This is a genomic window from Micromonospora sp. SYSU B005, assembly GCF_055362685.1.
On the sequence record NZ_JAXCFU010000008.1, the window covers coordinates 203,028 to 218,028 of the forward strand.

Sequence of the window (15,001 nt, forward strand, 5' to 3'; positions counted from 1 at the left end):
CGGCTCAGTAGAGGAAGAACGGCGCGGTCGGGTTCGTCGCCCGGCTGCCGGCCGGTACGTCGAGCACCTGCTCCCGCTTGACGTAGTCGAACGGGTTGTTCCGCCAGGCCGCGCCGTCCGTCTCGAACATGAACGAGAACGCGGCCAGGCCGCGGTCGCCGCCGCCCGGATATCCGGCGAGCTGGGTCACCGGGGCGCCGATCTCCACCGTCAGCGGGGTCTCCCAGGCGCCGTCCACGCTGACCTGGTGGATCGCCGAGCGCCGGTCCGCCTCGTTGCCGGCCAGCGCCAGCTCGTTCTCCGCCACCCAGTCCACCACCGTCACGCCGGTGAGCAGCGTGGTGACCCGGCGGAGCTGTCCGAGGCTGGCCCCGCCACCGTCGGCGCTCACCGCGGCGACGAAGACCGCGCCGCCGGAGACCAGCGCGATCCGGTGCCCGTCCAGGGAACCGGCGACCGCCGTCACCGGCCCGGGGACGGACAGCGGGATCTCGCTCATCCGGCCCGTGCCGTCGAACCGGTAGAGCCGCCCGTCAGCCGCCACCAGACCCGCCGGACGGGCCTTGTTCAGCGAGCGCAGCCAGGTGGGACGGCTCATCGCCCGGAACGTCCGGTCGCTGGGGCTGAGCGTCGCGACCGGTTCCGGGCCACTGCCCACCTTGAGACGCCTGCGGTTGTCCGCCCCGGTCACCACGAGCGCGGCGAGCACCTGGTCGTCGGCGCGGGCGAGCGACGCGGACACCACATTGCGGTTCTCCGCGGGCGGCAGCGGCGCGGCGGCCCGCGACTCGGCGCCGAACGCCAGGGGACGGACCGCGCCGTCGTAGACGGCGTACCGCATCGGATCGCCGCCGCGGGGATAGGCGGCGGTCGAGACCCGCTCCCGCCGCAGGTCGACGGTGAGCCGCTTCTGGTTCTGGATCTTCAGGTCGACCTGGCCGTCCAGGTCCGACAGCGACCACGCCAGCTGGGTGCCGAGCCGGGTCAGCCGCTGCTCGTTGGCGCCCGGCATGTTGAGGTTGATCTCCCAGTGGCCGTCCGTGCCGGTCGCGTTGTTGATCAGCTGGGTGCCGTCGGGCAGCCCGGTCACGGCGGGGGACAGCCAGTCCGACGGGCGGTCGGCCAGCCACTTCATCACCTCGGTGATCCGGCGCTCGGTCGGCGCCGACGAGGGCAGGTAGCGCTGGTCCGGCACCAGCCGGGTCAGGTCGGGGTTCCAGAAGTAGACGGTGCGGGGGCGGTAGTACTCGCGCACCGCAGAGTCGCTGACCAGCAGCATGTTCGGCAGCTCGGTGATCAGCAGGCCGGTGCCGGCCGGCTCGGCCCGGCGCAGCTCGAAGACGTACTGCGTCTCGCTGGCCACCGGCGGGCCGAGCGTGCCGTCGGCGCGCAGCACGCCCACCTGCTGCACCTTGAGCGTGACGGTGCTGGTGCCCTGGTTGTTCGGCGGCGTGCTCTCCGGCTTCTCCCGCAGCCGCACCACTGTCAGCTCGATCTCGCTGGTCTGCGGCTTGCCCGAAAGCAGGTCGCGGGCCTCCGCGGCGAGGAACTTGCGGGCCCGGGCGTACGCCTGGTCGCGTTCCCCGGCCGCGGCGGCCCGCAGGTAGTTCTCCACGAACGGCACCGGCTCGCTGCTGTCCGCCGGTTCGGGCGGCCGGGCCGGGCTGCCGTTGAGCACCCCGGACTCGGCGGCCGGCGCCGAGCCGTCCACCTGCACGTCGGTCTCGTCCGGGATGCCGCATCCGGCGAGCGCGGCCGGCAGCAGCGCGCCGGTCAGCAGCAGGGTCAGGACCCGGCGCCTCACGGCCGCGCCTCCGCGTGGTCGCCGCCGGCGGCCGGTCCGGCGGTCAGCGCGGCGACGCCGCCGCCGGGCCCGATGGCGGACAGCTCGCCGTCGCGGGGGCCGCCGAACGGCACCGTGGCGTCGGCCGGCACCAGCCGTAGCGGGCTGGTGGTGAGCCGGTCCCCGGCCCGGGCCGGCAAAGTGAGCCGGAACTGCGCGCCCTGCCCGGGCGCGCCCCACGCCTCCAGCCAGCCGCCGTGCAGGCGGGCGTCCTCCAGGCTGATCGACAGGCCCAGCCCGGTGCCGCCGGTCTGCCGGGCGCGCGACGGATCGGCCCGCCAGAAGCGGTTGAACACCAGCTTCTCCTCCCCCGGCTTGAGGCCGACCCCGTGGTCCCGCACGGTGATCGCCACCGCACTCTGGTCCTGACCCAGGGTGATCCGTACCGGCTTGGCCTCGCCGTGCTCGACCGCGTTGCCGACCAGGTTGCGCAGCACCCGCTCGACGCGGCGCGGGTCGACCTCGGCGATCACCGGAGTGTCCGGCAGGTCCAGCTCGATGGTCACCCCGACCCGCTCGGCCAGCCCGGCCAGCCGCTCGGTGACCCGGTGCACCACCGGCACCAGGTCGGTCGGCTCGCTGTCCAGCACCGCGAAACCGGCGTCGAACCGGCTGATCTCCAGCAGGTCGGTGAGCAGTTCCTCGAACCGGTCCAGCTCGGCCTGGAGCAGCTCGGCGCTGCGGGCCACCGCCGGGTCGAACTCGTCGCGCTCGGCGAAGATCAGGTCGGCGGCCATCCGGACCGTGGTCAGCGGCGTCCGCAGTTCGTGCGAGACGTCGGAGGTGAACCGGCGTTGCAGCCGGGACATCTCCTCCAGCCGGAGGATCTGCCGTTGCAGGTTCGTCGCCATCTGGTTGAACGAGGCCGCCAGCAGCGCGAGGTCGTCCTCGCCGGAGACCACCATGCGCTGGTCCAGCAGACCGGCGGAGAGCCGCTGCGCGGTGCGCGCGGCCACCCGTACCGGGGTCACCACCAGTCGGGTGACCAGGGCGGCCAGCAGGCCGAGCAGCAGCACCAGCGCCACGCCGGTGGCGACCACCGTGGCCCGGGCGTCGGCCGCCGTCGCGTCCTGCCGGGCCAGCGGTACGAGGTAGTAGAGCTCGACCTGCCCGAACTTGGTCGGCACCGGAGAGCCGTAGACCAGGTATTTCGTCCGCTCGCCGCCGAGCGAGCCGGTACGGATCTGGTGCGCGACCTTGCCCGAGGCGACGGTGGCCCGCAGCTCGTCGCCGATCACCGTGTCCACCGGCACGTCGGGCGTGGTCCGCGGCTCGATGAACTCGGCGAAGTTGTCGGCGGTGATCGCCACCACCACGCCGCTGGTCTGGGTGGGGTCGCCGCCGGCCAGGTAGTTGACGGTGCCGTCGATGGTGTTCTGGAGCTGCGCCTCCTGCGGCTGGCTGTAGAGGTTGAACTGCTTGGCCGCGTACTCGCTGCCGTTGCTCAACCGCAGCCGCACGTCGGTCTCGGCGTTCTCCAGCAGGATGCTGGTGATCTTGTCAGCGATCAGATAGGCGAAACCGCCCACCAGCAGACTCGAGGCCACCAGCGTGATGGTGACCACACGGACCTGGAGCGACCGCCGCCACGCCTGGTGCACGGCTGCCACCAGCCGGGCGACGCGGCCGGTCAGGGCGAGCCAGAGCGCCCGCACGGCGGAGAGCCGGCGGGGCGCGGGGGTCGGCGACTCGGGCAGCGAGGTCAGCACAGTGCTGACCAGGCTATCCGGTACCCGCCTTGTAGCCCACGCCCCGCACGGTCAGGATGATTTCGGGTCGCTCCGGATCCGGCTCGATCTTGGCGCGCAGCCGCTGCACGTGCACGTTGACCAGGCGGGTGTCCGCCGCGTGGCGGTAACCCCAGACCTGCTCCAGCAGCACCTCGCGGGTGAAGACCTGACGCGGCTTGCGGGCGAGCGCGACCAGCAGGTCGAACTCCAGCGGCGTCAGCTTCACCTCCTCGCCGTCGCGGCTGACCGTGTGGGCCGGCACGTCGATGGTGATCTGGTTGCCGGGCGGGCCGATGGTCAGCATCTCCGGCGCCACGTCCTCGCCCCGGCGCAGCCGGGCCCGCATCCGGGCCACCAGCTCCTTGGGCTTGAACGGCTTCACCACGTAGTCGTCGGCGCCGGACTCCAGCCCGAGCACCACGTCGACGGTGTCGCTCTTGGCGGTCAGCATCACGATCGGCACGCCGGACTCGCCCCGGATGGCGCGGGCCACGTCGATGCCGCTCATGCCCGGCAGCATCAGGTCGAGCAGGACGATGTCGGGTCGGCTGTCGCGGAAGGCGGCCAACGCCCGTTCGCCGTCCGCGACGAAGGACGGCACGAAGCCCTCGCTGCGCAGCACGATGCCGAGCATCTCGGCGAGGGCGGGGTCGTCGTCGACCACGAGTACCCGGGCTCTCATGGGGTTTATCGTTCCATCCCCGTTCGTCTGGAGTGTTCGGTGTTCGGCGTCTCCACGGCACCGTAGCGCCGGGCGGCCCCGCGCACCACAGCAAGTCGGCGTGGCCGCCCAGCGTGGCGCGCCGGAGCGGACGGGTCCACCGGATGCGGACCCGCCGTGCAACCATGATCCCCCGGGCGTCGCCCCGCCCGCCACCTCCGCTCGCCCCCGCCCAGGAGTACGCGTGCCCGACGCCGGCCCGACCGCGGTGCTGCCGCGCCGTCCGCTGACCGTCGGCGAGCTGCTCGACGCGGCCGTGCTGCTGCTGCGCGACCAGGCCCGGGTGCTCGTGCCGCTCGCCCTGCTGCTCGCCCTCGCCGAACAGGCGGTGCTCCACCCGCTGCGCATGCTCGCCGAGACCGAACCGCCGTACTGGTGGCCGGTGGAGTTCGGCGACACCCTCCCGGAGTACTGGCTGCTGCTGGCGGCCGGCGCGGGCACCGAGGCGGCGATCGTCGCGCTGCTCGGCGCCCCGGCGGCGCGCGGCGCCGGGGCGGCGCTGCTGGGGCGCCGTCCGCGGCCGGCCGAGTTGCTGCGCGGCGCCCGGCTCGGCGTGGCGCTGCCGGCCGCCGTCCTGGTCGGGCTGACCGTCACGGCCGCCGCTCTGACCGGGCCGGGCTGGTTCCCGGCGTACGCGCTGCTCGGCCTGGTGGTGCCGGTGCTGGTGCTGGACGGGGTGCCGGCGCACCTGGCGCCCTGGCGGGCGGTACGCCTGGCCGGCCGGGTCAGCGCCCGGGGCGCCGCGATCCGGCTGCTGGGCTACCTCGGCTGGTGGCTGATCCGGCTCGGCATCGGGCTGGGCGTCTACCAGGGTCTCGGCATGCTGGGCCTGTTCGACGTGTCGGCCTGGGCGCTGCCGTTGACGATCGCCGCCTTCACCGCTGTCAACGCGCTCGCGTACCCGGCGCTCGCCTGTCTGGACGCGGTGCTGCACCTGGAGACCCGGGTCCGCACCGAGGGGCTGGACATCCGGCTCTCCCGCGCGCCGGCCGGCGTGCCCGAGCCCGTCCTGCTGGCGGCGCACCGGTGAGCCGGTGGTGGACCGAGACGGTGGCGGCCCTCGGTGACCTGGTGCCGCTGCCGCTGGTCGCGCTGATCCTGCTGGCGGTCGCGCTGCTGGTGGCGCTGGGCTGGTATTTCTTCCCGGCCTGGTTGCCACGTCGGCTGCCCCGGTTCACGCTGCCCCGGCTGCGGCGTCCTCGCCTGCCCCGGCTGCGGCTGCCCCGGTTCCGGCGGCCCCGCCGGCGTGCCCGCCGAGCCCGCACCGACCCGTCGGCCGTGCGCCTGCCCGCGCCCCGGCTGCCGGAACCGGCGGCGGCCGGTCCCGGGCTGGCCGACCGGCTGGCGGCCGAGGGCCGGTACGCCGAGGCGGTCCGGGAACGGCTGCGCGAGATGGTCCGGCTCCTGGTCGTCCGGCAGGTGGTGGAACCCCGCCCCGGGCTCACCGTCGTGGAGCTGACCGAGGCGGCGGCCCGCACCCGGCCGCGGGTCCGGCCGACGCTGCACGCGGCCGGCGCGATCTTCTCCGACCTCTGGTACGCCCAGCGTCCCGCCACCGCCGCGCACGACCGGCGGATGCGTGAACTCGCCACCGACCTCAGTCGCGAGCTGACCGGGGAGGAGCCGCGGTGACCGCCACTGTCGTACCGGAGACCACGACGACGGCGACCACGGCGGCACCGCGTCGGCGGCCGTACCGGTTGCTCGTCCCGCTCGGGCTCGCCGTGCTGCTGATCGTGACCACGCTCGTGCTGCACGCGATCGACCGGCCGGACGCCGACGAGCCCGGCTTCCTGTCCCCGGTCGCCACCGACGACGACGGCGCGAGCAGGCTCGCGGAGGCGCTGCGGACGCAGGGCGTGCCGGTGCGCCGGGAGACGGACCTGACGGCGGCGCTGCGTACCGCCGGGGCCGAGCCGAGCACGCTGTTCGTGCCCGCGCCCGCTCTGGTGCACCCGGACCGGCTCGACGAGCTGACCACCCTGCCGCCGGGTAGCCGGCTGGTGCTGGTCGAGCCGTCCCGGCGGGTGCTCGCCGAACTGGACACTCCGGTCGTGCCGGCCGGCGGCCGCTGGGCCGCCCGGGCGGTGCCGCCGGATGCCGACGGCACGCCGTGCCGGCTGCCCGAGGCGGTACGGGCCGGCACCGCCGCGATCGACCTGCAGCGCTACGACGGGCCGGCCGAGGTCGACGACTGCTACGCCGGGGCGCTGCTGCGCGTCCCCGGCCGGGTCGAGGTGGTGCTGGCCGGCGCGAGCGACCCGTTCCGCAACGACCGGATCGGCGAGTGGGGCAACGAGGCCCTCGCCACCGGCCTGCTCGGCGGCGGACGCCCGCTGGTCTGGCTCGACCTGCCCGAGCCGGTGCCGGCCCCGACCGGGCCGAGCTGGTCCCCGGATCCGGTCACCGACCAGCCCGCACCGGCCGGCAGCGGCCGGTCGGAGCGGCCCGACCCGCCCGACCGCGCCGACCCGCCGCGGGAGAACCCGCTCTGGGGTGCCTTCCCGCTCTGGTTCTGGGCCCTCCTGGTGCAGCTCGCCCTGGCCGGCCTGCTCGTGGTGCTGTGGCGGGCCCGCCGGCTCGGGCCGCCGGTGTCGGAGCCGCTGCCGGTCACCGTCCGGTCCGCCGAGACGGTACGCGGCCGGGCGCGGCTCTACCGCCGGGCGGGCGCCCGGGACACCGTCGCCGCGACGCTGCGCGCCGCCGCCCTGGACCGGCTCGTGACCCGGCTCAACCTGCCCCCGGACACGCCCGACGACGAGGTGGCCGCCCGGGTCGCCGAGCGCGTCGGCGCCGACCCGGAACGGATGGCCGACCTGCTCTACGGCCCCGCCCCGGAGAAGGACCGCGAGCTGCTGGAGCTGGCCCGCGACCTGGACGCCCTGACCCGTACCCTGGCCCCGCATCCGAGCGAAGGAGACACCCGGTGACCGGACCCGTCACGACCACCGCACCGTCCGGCGCCCGCGCCGCCCTGCACCGGCTGCGTGCCGAGGTGGCGAAGGCCGTCGTCGGGCAGGACGCCGTGGTCACCGGCCTGGTGATCGCGTTGCTCTGCCGGGGGCACGTGCTGCTGGAGGGCGTACCGGGGGTGGCCAAGACGCTGCTGGTCCGGACGCTTGCCGCCGCGCTCGACCTGGACGCCAAGCGGGTGCAGTTCACCCCCGACCTGATGCCCGGCGACGTCACCGGCTCGCTGATCTTCGACCAGCGCACCGCCGCGTTCACGTTCCGGGAGGGGCCGGTCTTCACCAACCTGCTGCTCGCCGACGAGATCAACCGGACCCCGCCGAAGACGCAGTCGGCGCTGCTGGAGGTGATGGAGGAGCGGCAGGTGTCCGTCGAGGGCGAGCGCCGTCCGCTGCCCGACCCGTTCATCGTCGTGGCCACCCAGAACCCGGTCGAGTACGAGGGCACCTACCCGCTGCCCGAGGCGCAGCTCGACCGCTTCCTGCTCAAGCTGACGGTGCCACTGCCGGAGCGCGAGGAGGAACTGGGCGTGCTGCGCGCGCACCACGCCGGTTTCGACCCGCGCGACCTGCGTGCCGCCGGCGTACGCCCGGTGGCGGGTTCCGCGGACCTGGCCGCCGCCCGGGCGGAGGTGCGGGGGGTGCACGTGGCCGAGCCGGTGCTCGGCTACATCGTGGACCTGTGCCGGGGCACCCGGGCCGCCCCGGCGCTGGAGCTGGGCGCGTCCCCGCGTGGTGCCACCGCGCTGCTGAACGCCGCCAAGGCGTGGTCCTGGCTGGCCGGCCGCGACCACGTCACCCCGGACGACGTCAAGGCGGTCGCCCGCCCGACGCTGCGGCACCGGCTGCGCCCGCGCCCGGAGGTGGAGCTGGAGGGCGTCACAGCGGACGCCGTGCTGGACTCGGTGCTGGCCACCGTGCCGACGCCGCGATGACCTGGCGGGCGGGTCTGCTGCTCGGCGTGGGCGCGCTGACCCTGCCGGCCTGGCCGGCTCCGTTCCTCGGCGTCGCCGTGCTGACCGCGGCGGTGCTGCTGCTGGTGCTGCTCGACCGGGCGATGGCGGTGCCGCCGGACGCGCTCACGGTGACCCGCTCCGGGGAGCGGACGGTCCGCCTCGGCGGCACCGCGACCGTCACGCTGCACCTGGCCAACCCGACCGACCGCACGCTGTACGCCCAGGTACGCGACGCCTGGGTGCCGTCGGCCGGGGCACGCCCGGACGTGCCGCCGGACCGCCTGCTCACCGTGCCGCCCGGTGGCGCCGCCACGCTGCCGGTCCGGCTCACCCCGACCCGGCGCGGCGACCGTCCGGCGGCGGCGCTGACCGTACGGTCGCTCGGGCCGATGCGCCTGGGCGCGAGGCAGCACGCCGAACGGCCGGCGACGCCGCAGTGGACGCTGCGGGTGCTGCCCCGCTTCGACTCCCGCCGGCACCTGCCGGAGAAGCTGTCCCGGCTGCGGGTCATCGACGGCGTGCAGGTGACCCGGGGGCGCGGCCACGGCACCGAGTTCGACACGTTGCGCGAGTACGCGGTGGGCGACGACGTCCGCTCGATCGACTGGCGGGGCAGCGCCCGCCGCGCCGACGTGCTGGTGCGCACCTGGCGCCCGGAACGGGACCGGCGCCTGGTGTGCGTCTTGGACACCGGCCGCACGTCGGCGGTACGCCTCGGTGACGAGCCCCGGCTGGACACCGCCATCGACGCGGCGCTGCTGCTCACCGCGCTGGCCGCCCGCGCCGGTGACCGGGTGGACCTGCTGGCGGCGGACACCGAGATCCGGGCCCGGGTGACCGGCAGCGGCCGTGCGGCACTGCTCGCCCGGCTGGTCGACGCGGTGGCGCCGTTGCAGCCCGCGCTGGTCGAGACCGACTTCGAGCTGATCGCCGCCGAGGTGCTGCGCCGGGAGCGGCAGCGCAGCCTGGTGGTGCTGTTCACCGCGCTGGAGGCGGGCGCGATCGGCGACGGGCTGCTGCCGGTGCTGCCCCGGCTGGCCACCCGGCACCGGGTGGTGCTCGCGGCGGCCGGCGACCCGGTGCTGACCGGGCTCGCCACCGCCACTCCGGCCGGCCCGGACGACCCGTACGCGGCCGCGTCGGCGTGGCGGGCGCTGGCCGAGCGGGACCGGGTACGCGCCGCCCTGTCGCGCTACGGCGTGACGGTGGTGGACGTGCCGGGGCACCGGCTGGCCCCGGCCGTCGCCGACACCTATCTGCGGCTCAAGTCCCTCGGCCGGCTCTGACCGCGCGCCGGCCGAGCACCAGCGCGTACGCCAGGAAGGCCAGCCACACCGCGGCGCCCGCTGCCACCCGCAGCGGGATCGGCACCGGCGCCGGGGTCACGAACGCCTCGATCACCGCGGAGACGGCGAAGACGCCGACCAGGCCGGCCGCGACCACGGCGGCGAGCCGTCCCGCCTCGGCGAGGGCCCGGCCGCGTCCGAGGTGCGCGGGCGGGGCGATCCAGGCCCAGGCGGTCCGCAGGCCGACCCCGGCGGCGACGAAGATGCCGGTCAGCTCCAGCAGCCCGTGCGGGGTGATCATGCCGAAGAAGACGTCGGCCCGGCCGTAGGCGATCATCACGCCGCCGACCACGCCGATGTTCAGCGCGTTCTGCCACAGCAGCCAGAACACCGGCACCACGAGCACACCGGCGGCCAGGCACTGGGCGGCCAGCCAGGCGTTGTGCGTCCACAGGCGGAACGCGAACGTGGGCGCGGAGAACTCGGAGTAGTAGCCGGCGAAACCGGAGTCGACGAGCTGCCGGGCCTCCTCGTCGCCGACGAACGCGGCGGCGGTGTCGGGGTTGCCGCCGACGAACCAGATGAGGAAGGCGCTCAGCACGCTGAACGCGGTGGCCACGCCGCACCACCACGGCCACGCCCGGTAGAGCGCGGCGGGCAGGTCGGCGGCCAGGAAGCGGCCCACCGCCGCCCACGACGGCCGGGGCCGGCCGGTGACCCGGGCGCGGGCCGCGAGGACCAGGTGGGACAGCCGGTTCACCAGCGCCGGTTCGGGTGCCCGGGCGCGCAGCGCGGAGAGGTGCGTGGCACTGCGCTGGTAGAGCGCCACCAGCTCGTCGACCTCTGCCGCGTCGAGCCGACGCCGCCCGGTCAGGTGTTCCAGCCGCCGCCATTCGGCGCCGTGTTCGGCCACGTACGCGTCGAGATCCACTCACCCTCCCCCGTTCGGCGTCCATGGTGTTCACTGTCGGGGTGCGCGCGCAACCTCCTCCACCGCCCCGTTGGGGCGACGCCGGTCTGGTCAGCGGCGAGGCGGTGGAGCTGGACGTCCGGGTGGCCCGGCTGGGCTCCCGCGTGCTCGCCCTGCTGATCGACGCCGTGATCCAGGTCGCGCTGTTCCTGGTGCTCGGCGCGGTGCTGGCGATGGCGGCGCTCGCGCTGCTCGGTGATTCCCTCGACCTGGCGCTGGCCGGCGCGCTCCAGGTCGTGCTGATGGTGCTGGTCCTGCTCGGTTATCCGGTGACGATGGAACGCTTCGCCGGTGGCCGGACGGTGGGCAAGCTGGCAGTGGGGCTGCGGGTGGTACGCGCCGACGGCGGCCCGGTGGGTGTGGGCCAGTCGCTGACCCGGGCGCTCGTGGGCGTGGCGGTGGAGTGGCCCGGGCTGGTGCTGCCGCTGCTGAGCTGGGTCGCGAGCGTCACGGTGATGCTCACCGACCCGCGCGGTCGCCGGCTGGGTGACCTGGTCGCCGGCACGCTCGTGGTGCACAGCCGCGGCGCCACGCTGTGGCGGCCGCTGCCACCGGCCCCGCCGCCGCTGCTGGCCTGGGCGGCCACGCTCGACCTGACCCGGTTCGACGACGGGCTGGCGCTGGCCGTCCGGCAGTACCTGGACCGGCTCCCCCAGCTGGCCGAACCGGACCGTTTCCGGCTGGGCCGGGCGCTGTGGGCGGAGGTCGCCGCGGTCACCTCGCCGCCGCCGCCGTGGGCCGCGCCGGACTGGGTCTACCTGTCCGCCGTCCTGGCCGAGCGGGGGCGCCGGGCGGCGCTGCGGCTGGGCCGGGCCCGGGCGGTCACCGCCACACTCTGGCCGGAGCTGGTCCCGGCGTCGGCCGCCGTGCCGGCCGCCCTGCGTCCCGCCACGCCGGTCACCGGCCGGTTGCGGTCCGCCGCACCGGACGCCGGCCCCGATCCGGTACGCCGCTGAGCCGGGCTCAGGCGAACAGCGCCCGCCCCCACCAGTCGGCCGCGTCGCGTACGCCGGGCGGGCAGGCGAACAGGCCGCTGGAGACGTGCCGCAGGTATTCGTTCATCGCGTCGTTGCGCGCCAGCCGGGTCTGGATCGGCACGAACTGCCGGCGCGGATCCCGCTGGTAGGCGATGAAGAACAGACCGGCGTCGAGCCGGCCCAGCCCGTCCGAGCCGTCCACGAAGTTGTAGCCGCGGCGCAGTAGCCGGGCCCCGCCGTTCGCGTCCGGGTGAGCGAGTCGTACGTGCGCGGTGTCGGCGATGAGCGGCGCGCCGTCGTCGCCTTTCGCGGCGAAGTCGGGCTCGTCGAACTCGTCCCGGCGGCCCAGCGGCGCGCCGCTGCCCTTGGTCCGGCCGACGATCATCTCCTGCTCGGCGAGCGGGCTGCGGTCCCACGTCTCGATCAGCATCCGGATCTTCCGGGTGACCAGGTAGGAGCCGCCGGTCATCCAGTCCGGACCGTCGCCGGGCTGCACCCAGAGCTGGTCGCGGAGCAGGCCGGCGTCCTCGGCCTTGAGGTTGGCGGTGCCGTCCTTGAAGCCGAACAGGTTGCGCGGGGTGGCCTGGTCCCGGGACGTCGACGAGGTACGCCCGAAGCCGAGCTGCGACCAGCGGACGCTCACCACGCCCATGCCGATCCGGGCCAGGTTGCGGATGGCGTGCACCGCCACCTGCGGGTCGTTGGCGCAGGCCTGGACGCAGAGGTCGCCGCCGGACAGCTCCGGTTTGAGCGCGTCCCCGGCGAAGTGCGGCAGGTCGGCGAGCGCGGCCGGGCGGCGCGCGGCGATGCCGAAACGGTCCCGGCCCTGCGCGTCGCGGAACAGGGTCGGCCCGAAGCCCACGGTGAGGGTGAGCTGCGATGGAGGTAGTCCGAGCGCCTCGCCGGTGTCGTCCGGCGGGGCCTCGGGCATGCCGCCGACCGCGCCGATCACCCCGGCGTCCTTCCCGGCGGTCATTCGGGCCGCGGCGGCGGTCCACTCCTGGAGCATGGCGACGAGCCGGTCCCGGTCCTTCGTGATCACGTCGAACGCGACGAAGTGCAGCCGGTCCTGGGCCGGGGTGGTGATGCCGGCCTGGTGCTCACCGAGGAACGGCACCGACCCGGCGGCGGATCCGGTGGCTGATGCCTCGTTCCCGCCGGCGAGCAGCGCGCCCGCGCCACCCGCCACCCCGGCGACGCCTGCCACGCCGACGCCGGCCAGGGTCATCGCCCGGCGCCGGGACAGGCCGCGGCCGGTCCGCTCGCGGTTCGGCTCGCTCGTCGCGTCACCGCCGGCCGGGCCGGTCATCGCGCGACTGCCGCCGCGACCTTGCTGACCGGCTCGGCCAGCGCGTTCACCGCGTCCGACAGCTCCTTCAGCTCGTCCTTGCCGAGCTGGGTGTGCAGCTTCCAGCCGTCGCCGGCGCGGTGCTTGCCGAGCGTGGCCTCCACGTTCGCGAACTCGCTGTCGAGCTGCTTCACCAGGTCGGGCGCGCGCTGCTCCAGCGCCGGGCGCAGCGCGGCGATGGCCGCCTTCGAGCCCTCCAGGTTGGCGTTGAAGTCCCACAGGTCGGTGTGCGAGTAGCGCTCCTCCTCGCCGGTGATCTTGCCGCTGGCGACCTCGTCGAGCAGCGCCTTGGCGCCGTTGGCGAGCTGGAGCGGGGTGAGCTTCTCGGCGTCGGCCTTGGCGACGATCGCCTTGACGTCGACCAGGAGCCGGTCGGCGATCGCGCCGTCGGAGCTGACGTCGCCGGTGGTCCAGAGGTCCTTCTCGATCCGGTGGAAGCCGGTGAACTCCATGCCCTCCTCGACCACCTCCTCACGGCCGTCGATCTTCGGGTCGAGGTCGCCGAAGCTCTCCGCGACCGGCTCGATCCGCTCCCAGTAGGTGCGGGCCACCGGGTACAGCGCCTTGGCCTTCGCCACGTCGTTCGCCTTGACCGCGGCCACGAACTCCTCGGTCTTGGTCAGCAGCGCGGCGGTCTGGCTGCGCACGTACCGCTGGTAGCTCTCGGTGGCCTGGGTCAGCGCGGCGTCGGGGGCGACGGTGGCGGCGGTGCCGGAGACCTTCAGCGCGCCCCGGATGCCCCGGCCGCTCATCCCCGGCTTGCAGGCCGTCTCGTACGTGCCGGCGGTCAGCTCGACCCGCAGCTCGCGGCTGAGCCCGGGGGCGATGTTCTCCACCTCGCCCATCACCCGGTCACCCGCGGCGTAGACGTAGAACTCGTTGACCTTGGAACCGGTGTTCGTCACCTTGAAGGTCACCTGACCGGCGTCGATCTCGGTGTCGCCGACCTCGCAGACGGTGTCGGTGGCCTTGACGGCGATCGGCCCGCCGTTCGTGGCGTCGGCGTCGTCACCGCCCCCGCAGCCGGCCAGTCCGGCGACGGCGAGCAGCCCGGCGGCGGCGGGCGCGACGAGTCGAGTGGTACGCATCGTGCGGGGTCTCCTCGGGAACGGTGGTTCAGGCGCGGGGGGACGGAACGGCGGCGACGTCGGCCGGCGCGTCGGACGTGTCGGCTGCGGGCGCGGCGGCCGGGACCTGCTCGGCGGGCCGGGCCGGCTCCGCGGGCTGAGCGGGCTTGGCCGGCTTGCGCAGGAAGAGCACGAGCACCGGCACCGCGTACGCGACCCAGGCGGCCAGCTCCAGCACCGTCGGCGCGGCGGTGACGTTGAACATGCCGGCGAGCAGCGCCCCGTACCAGGAGCCCGGGTCGAGCGTGTTCGAGATGTCGAAGGCCAGGTCGTTCAGGCCGGGCAGCACGCCCGCCTCCTGGAAGTCGTGCACGCCGTACTTGAGGATGCCGGCGGCGACCAGGATGAGCAGCGCGCCGGTCCAGGTGAAGAACCGGCTCAGGTTGATCCGTACCGCGCTGCGGTAGAGCAGGAAGCCGATCACGACGGCGGTGGCGATGCCGCCGGCCAGGGCGAGCAGCGAGCCGGGCCCGGTGCCGCCGGCCGCGCTCTCGGCCGCGGCGTAGAAGATGAGCGCGGTCTCCAGGCCCTCGCGGATGACCGCGAGGAACGCCATGCCGGCCACGGCCACGGAGCCGACCGCGAGCGCGTCGGTGAGCTTGCCGCGCAGCTCTCCGGCGATGGTGCGGGCGGCCCGGCGCATCCAGAAGATCATCCAGGTCACGAACACCACGGCGGCGACCGACGTGACCGCCTCGAACAGCTCGCGCGACTCGGAGGTGCGCAGCAGCGAGGTGGAGGTGTACTGGATCAGCGAGCCGAAGCCGACGGAGAGCGCCACGGCCAGGCCGACGCCGGCCCACACCTGCGGCAGCCGGTCCCGGCGCTGCGACTTGACCAGGAAGGCGACGAGGATGCTGACCACGAGCGTCGCTTCCAGGCCCTCGCGTAGGCCGATCAGGTACGTGGCGAACATGGAGACTCCGTACTCAGGCTTGCCTCAGTTAACTTAGGGCAGCCATACCTTGCTCCTCTTCACAGCAAACGTCAAGCTGATCCGGGTAACGTCACCCGGTTCGACATCCGCCGGACTCCCCCCGTACGCGAAAAGGACCGGGACGGCCGCGCGGCGGC

Annotated in this window: 13 protein-coding genes; 6 read left to right on the plus strand and 7 right to left on the minus strand. The window is 74.8% G+C overall.

Annotated features, from left to right (window positions below; all coding sequences use genetic code 11):
• Window positions 1-4: 4 nt before the first annotated feature.
• From SM452_RS19930 to mtrA, 3 genes are read right to left on the minus strand one after another with little or no spacing between them, the layout of a single operon-like run.
• Window positions 5-1,804, minus strand: a complete 1,800-nt coding sequence (locus SM452_RS19930) for an LpqB family beta-propeller domain-containing protein (RefSeq protein ID WP_355506487.1) — start codon at window positions 1,802-1,804, stop codon at window positions 5-7.
• Window positions 1,801-3,552, minus strand: coding sequence for an MtrAB system histidine kinase MtrB (mtrB, locus tag SM452_RS19935; protein WP_262012427.1), 1,752 nt, complete (start codon window positions 3,550-3,552; stop codon window positions 1,801-1,803). Before mtrB ends, SM452_RS19930 begins: the two co-directional genes overlap by 4 nt.
• Before the next feature lie 13 nt (window positions 3,553-3,565).
• Window positions 3,566-4,255, minus strand: coding sequence for an MtrAB system response regulator MtrA (gene mtrA / locus SM452_RS19940; protein ID WP_088969953.1), 690 nt, complete (start codon window positions 4,253-4,255; stop codon window positions 3,566-3,568).
• Window positions 4,256-4,478: 223 nt separating this feature from the next.
• Between mtrA and SM452_RS19945 the strand changes: the two genes are divergently transcribed.
• The 5 genes from SM452_RS19945 to SM452_RS19965 are packed head-to-tail and all read left to right on the plus strand — an operon-like array spanning window position 4,479 to window position 9,505.
• Window positions 4,479-5,324 (plus strand): hypothetical protein, encoded by an 846-nt coding sequence (locus SM452_RS19945; RefSeq protein WP_262012428.1) that lies wholly within the window; start codon window positions 4,479-4,481, stop codon window positions 5,322-5,324.
• Window positions 5,321-5,926 (plus strand): DUF4129 domain-containing protein, encoded by a 606-nt coding sequence (locus SM452_RS19950; RefSeq protein WP_463840469.1) that lies wholly within the window; start codon window positions 5,321-5,323, stop codon window positions 5,924-5,926. The genes SM452_RS19945 and SM452_RS19950 overlap by 4 nt, the downstream gene beginning before the upstream one ends.
• Entirely contained in the window at window positions 5,923-7,224 is a 1,302-nt protein-coding gene (locus SM452_RS19955; protein WP_262012430.1) for a DUF4350 domain-containing protein, read from the plus strand. Before SM452_RS19950 ends, SM452_RS19955 begins: the two co-directional genes overlap by 4 nt.
• Window positions 7,221-8,198, plus strand: coding sequence for an AAA family ATPase (locus SM452_RS19960; protein ID WP_194798463.1), 978 nt, complete (start codon window positions 7,221-7,223; stop codon window positions 8,196-8,198). Before SM452_RS19955 ends, SM452_RS19960 begins: the two co-directional genes overlap by 4 nt.
• A complete protein-coding gene (locus SM452_RS19965; RefSeq protein ID WP_262012431.1) occupies window positions 8,195-9,505 on the plus strand; it encodes a DUF58 domain-containing protein in 1,311 nt (436 codons plus the stop codon). Before SM452_RS19960 ends, SM452_RS19965 begins: the two co-directional genes overlap by 4 nt.
• On the opposite strand, the gene SM452_RS19970 is transcribed toward SM452_RS19965, so the two are convergent.
• Window positions 9,483-10,436 carry a stage II sporulation protein M gene (locus SM452_RS19970; RefSeq protein WP_463840470.1) on the minus strand — a complete coding sequence of 318 codons (954 nt, stop codon included), beginning with the start codon at window positions 10,434-10,436 and terminating at the stop codon, window positions 9,483-9,485. The genes SM452_RS19965 and SM452_RS19970 overlap by 23 nt on opposite strands.
• Before the next feature lie 41 nt (window positions 10,437-10,477).
• On the opposite strand from SM452_RS19970, the gene SM452_RS19975 reads away from it, so the two are divergent.
• On the plus strand, window positions 10,478-11,431 hold the full coding sequence (locus SM452_RS19975) for an RDD family protein (RefSeq protein ID WP_262012433.1): 954 nt from the start codon (window positions 10,478-10,480) through the stop codon (window positions 11,429-11,431).
• A gap of 7 nt (window positions 11,432-11,438) precedes the next feature.
• Here the strand turns inward: SM452_RS19975 and efeB are convergent, their stop codons facing one another.
• The 3 genes from efeB to efeU are packed head-to-tail and all read right to left on the minus strand — an operon-like array spanning window position 11,439 to window position 14,843.
• Complete coding sequence (gene efeB, locus SM452_RS19980) at window positions 11,439-12,761, minus strand: iron uptake transporter deferrochelatase/peroxidase subunit (RefSeq protein WP_355506493.1); 1,323 nt, start codon at window positions 12,759-12,761, stop codon at window positions 11,439-11,441.
• Window positions 12,758-13,888, minus strand: coding sequence for an iron uptake system protein EfeO (efeO, locus tag SM452_RS19985; protein ID WP_262012435.1), 1,131 nt, complete (start codon window positions 13,886-13,888; stop codon window positions 12,758-12,760). Before efeO ends, efeB begins: the two co-directional genes overlap by 4 nt.
• A gap of 28 nt (window positions 13,889-13,916) precedes the next feature.
• Window positions 13,917-14,843 carry an iron uptake transporter permease EfeU gene (gene efeU, locus SM452_RS19990; RefSeq protein WP_262012436.1) on the minus strand — a complete coding sequence of 309 codons (927 nt, stop codon included), beginning with the start codon at window positions 14,841-14,843 and terminating at the stop codon, window positions 13,917-13,919.
• Window positions 14,844-15,001 lie beyond the last annotated feature (158 nt).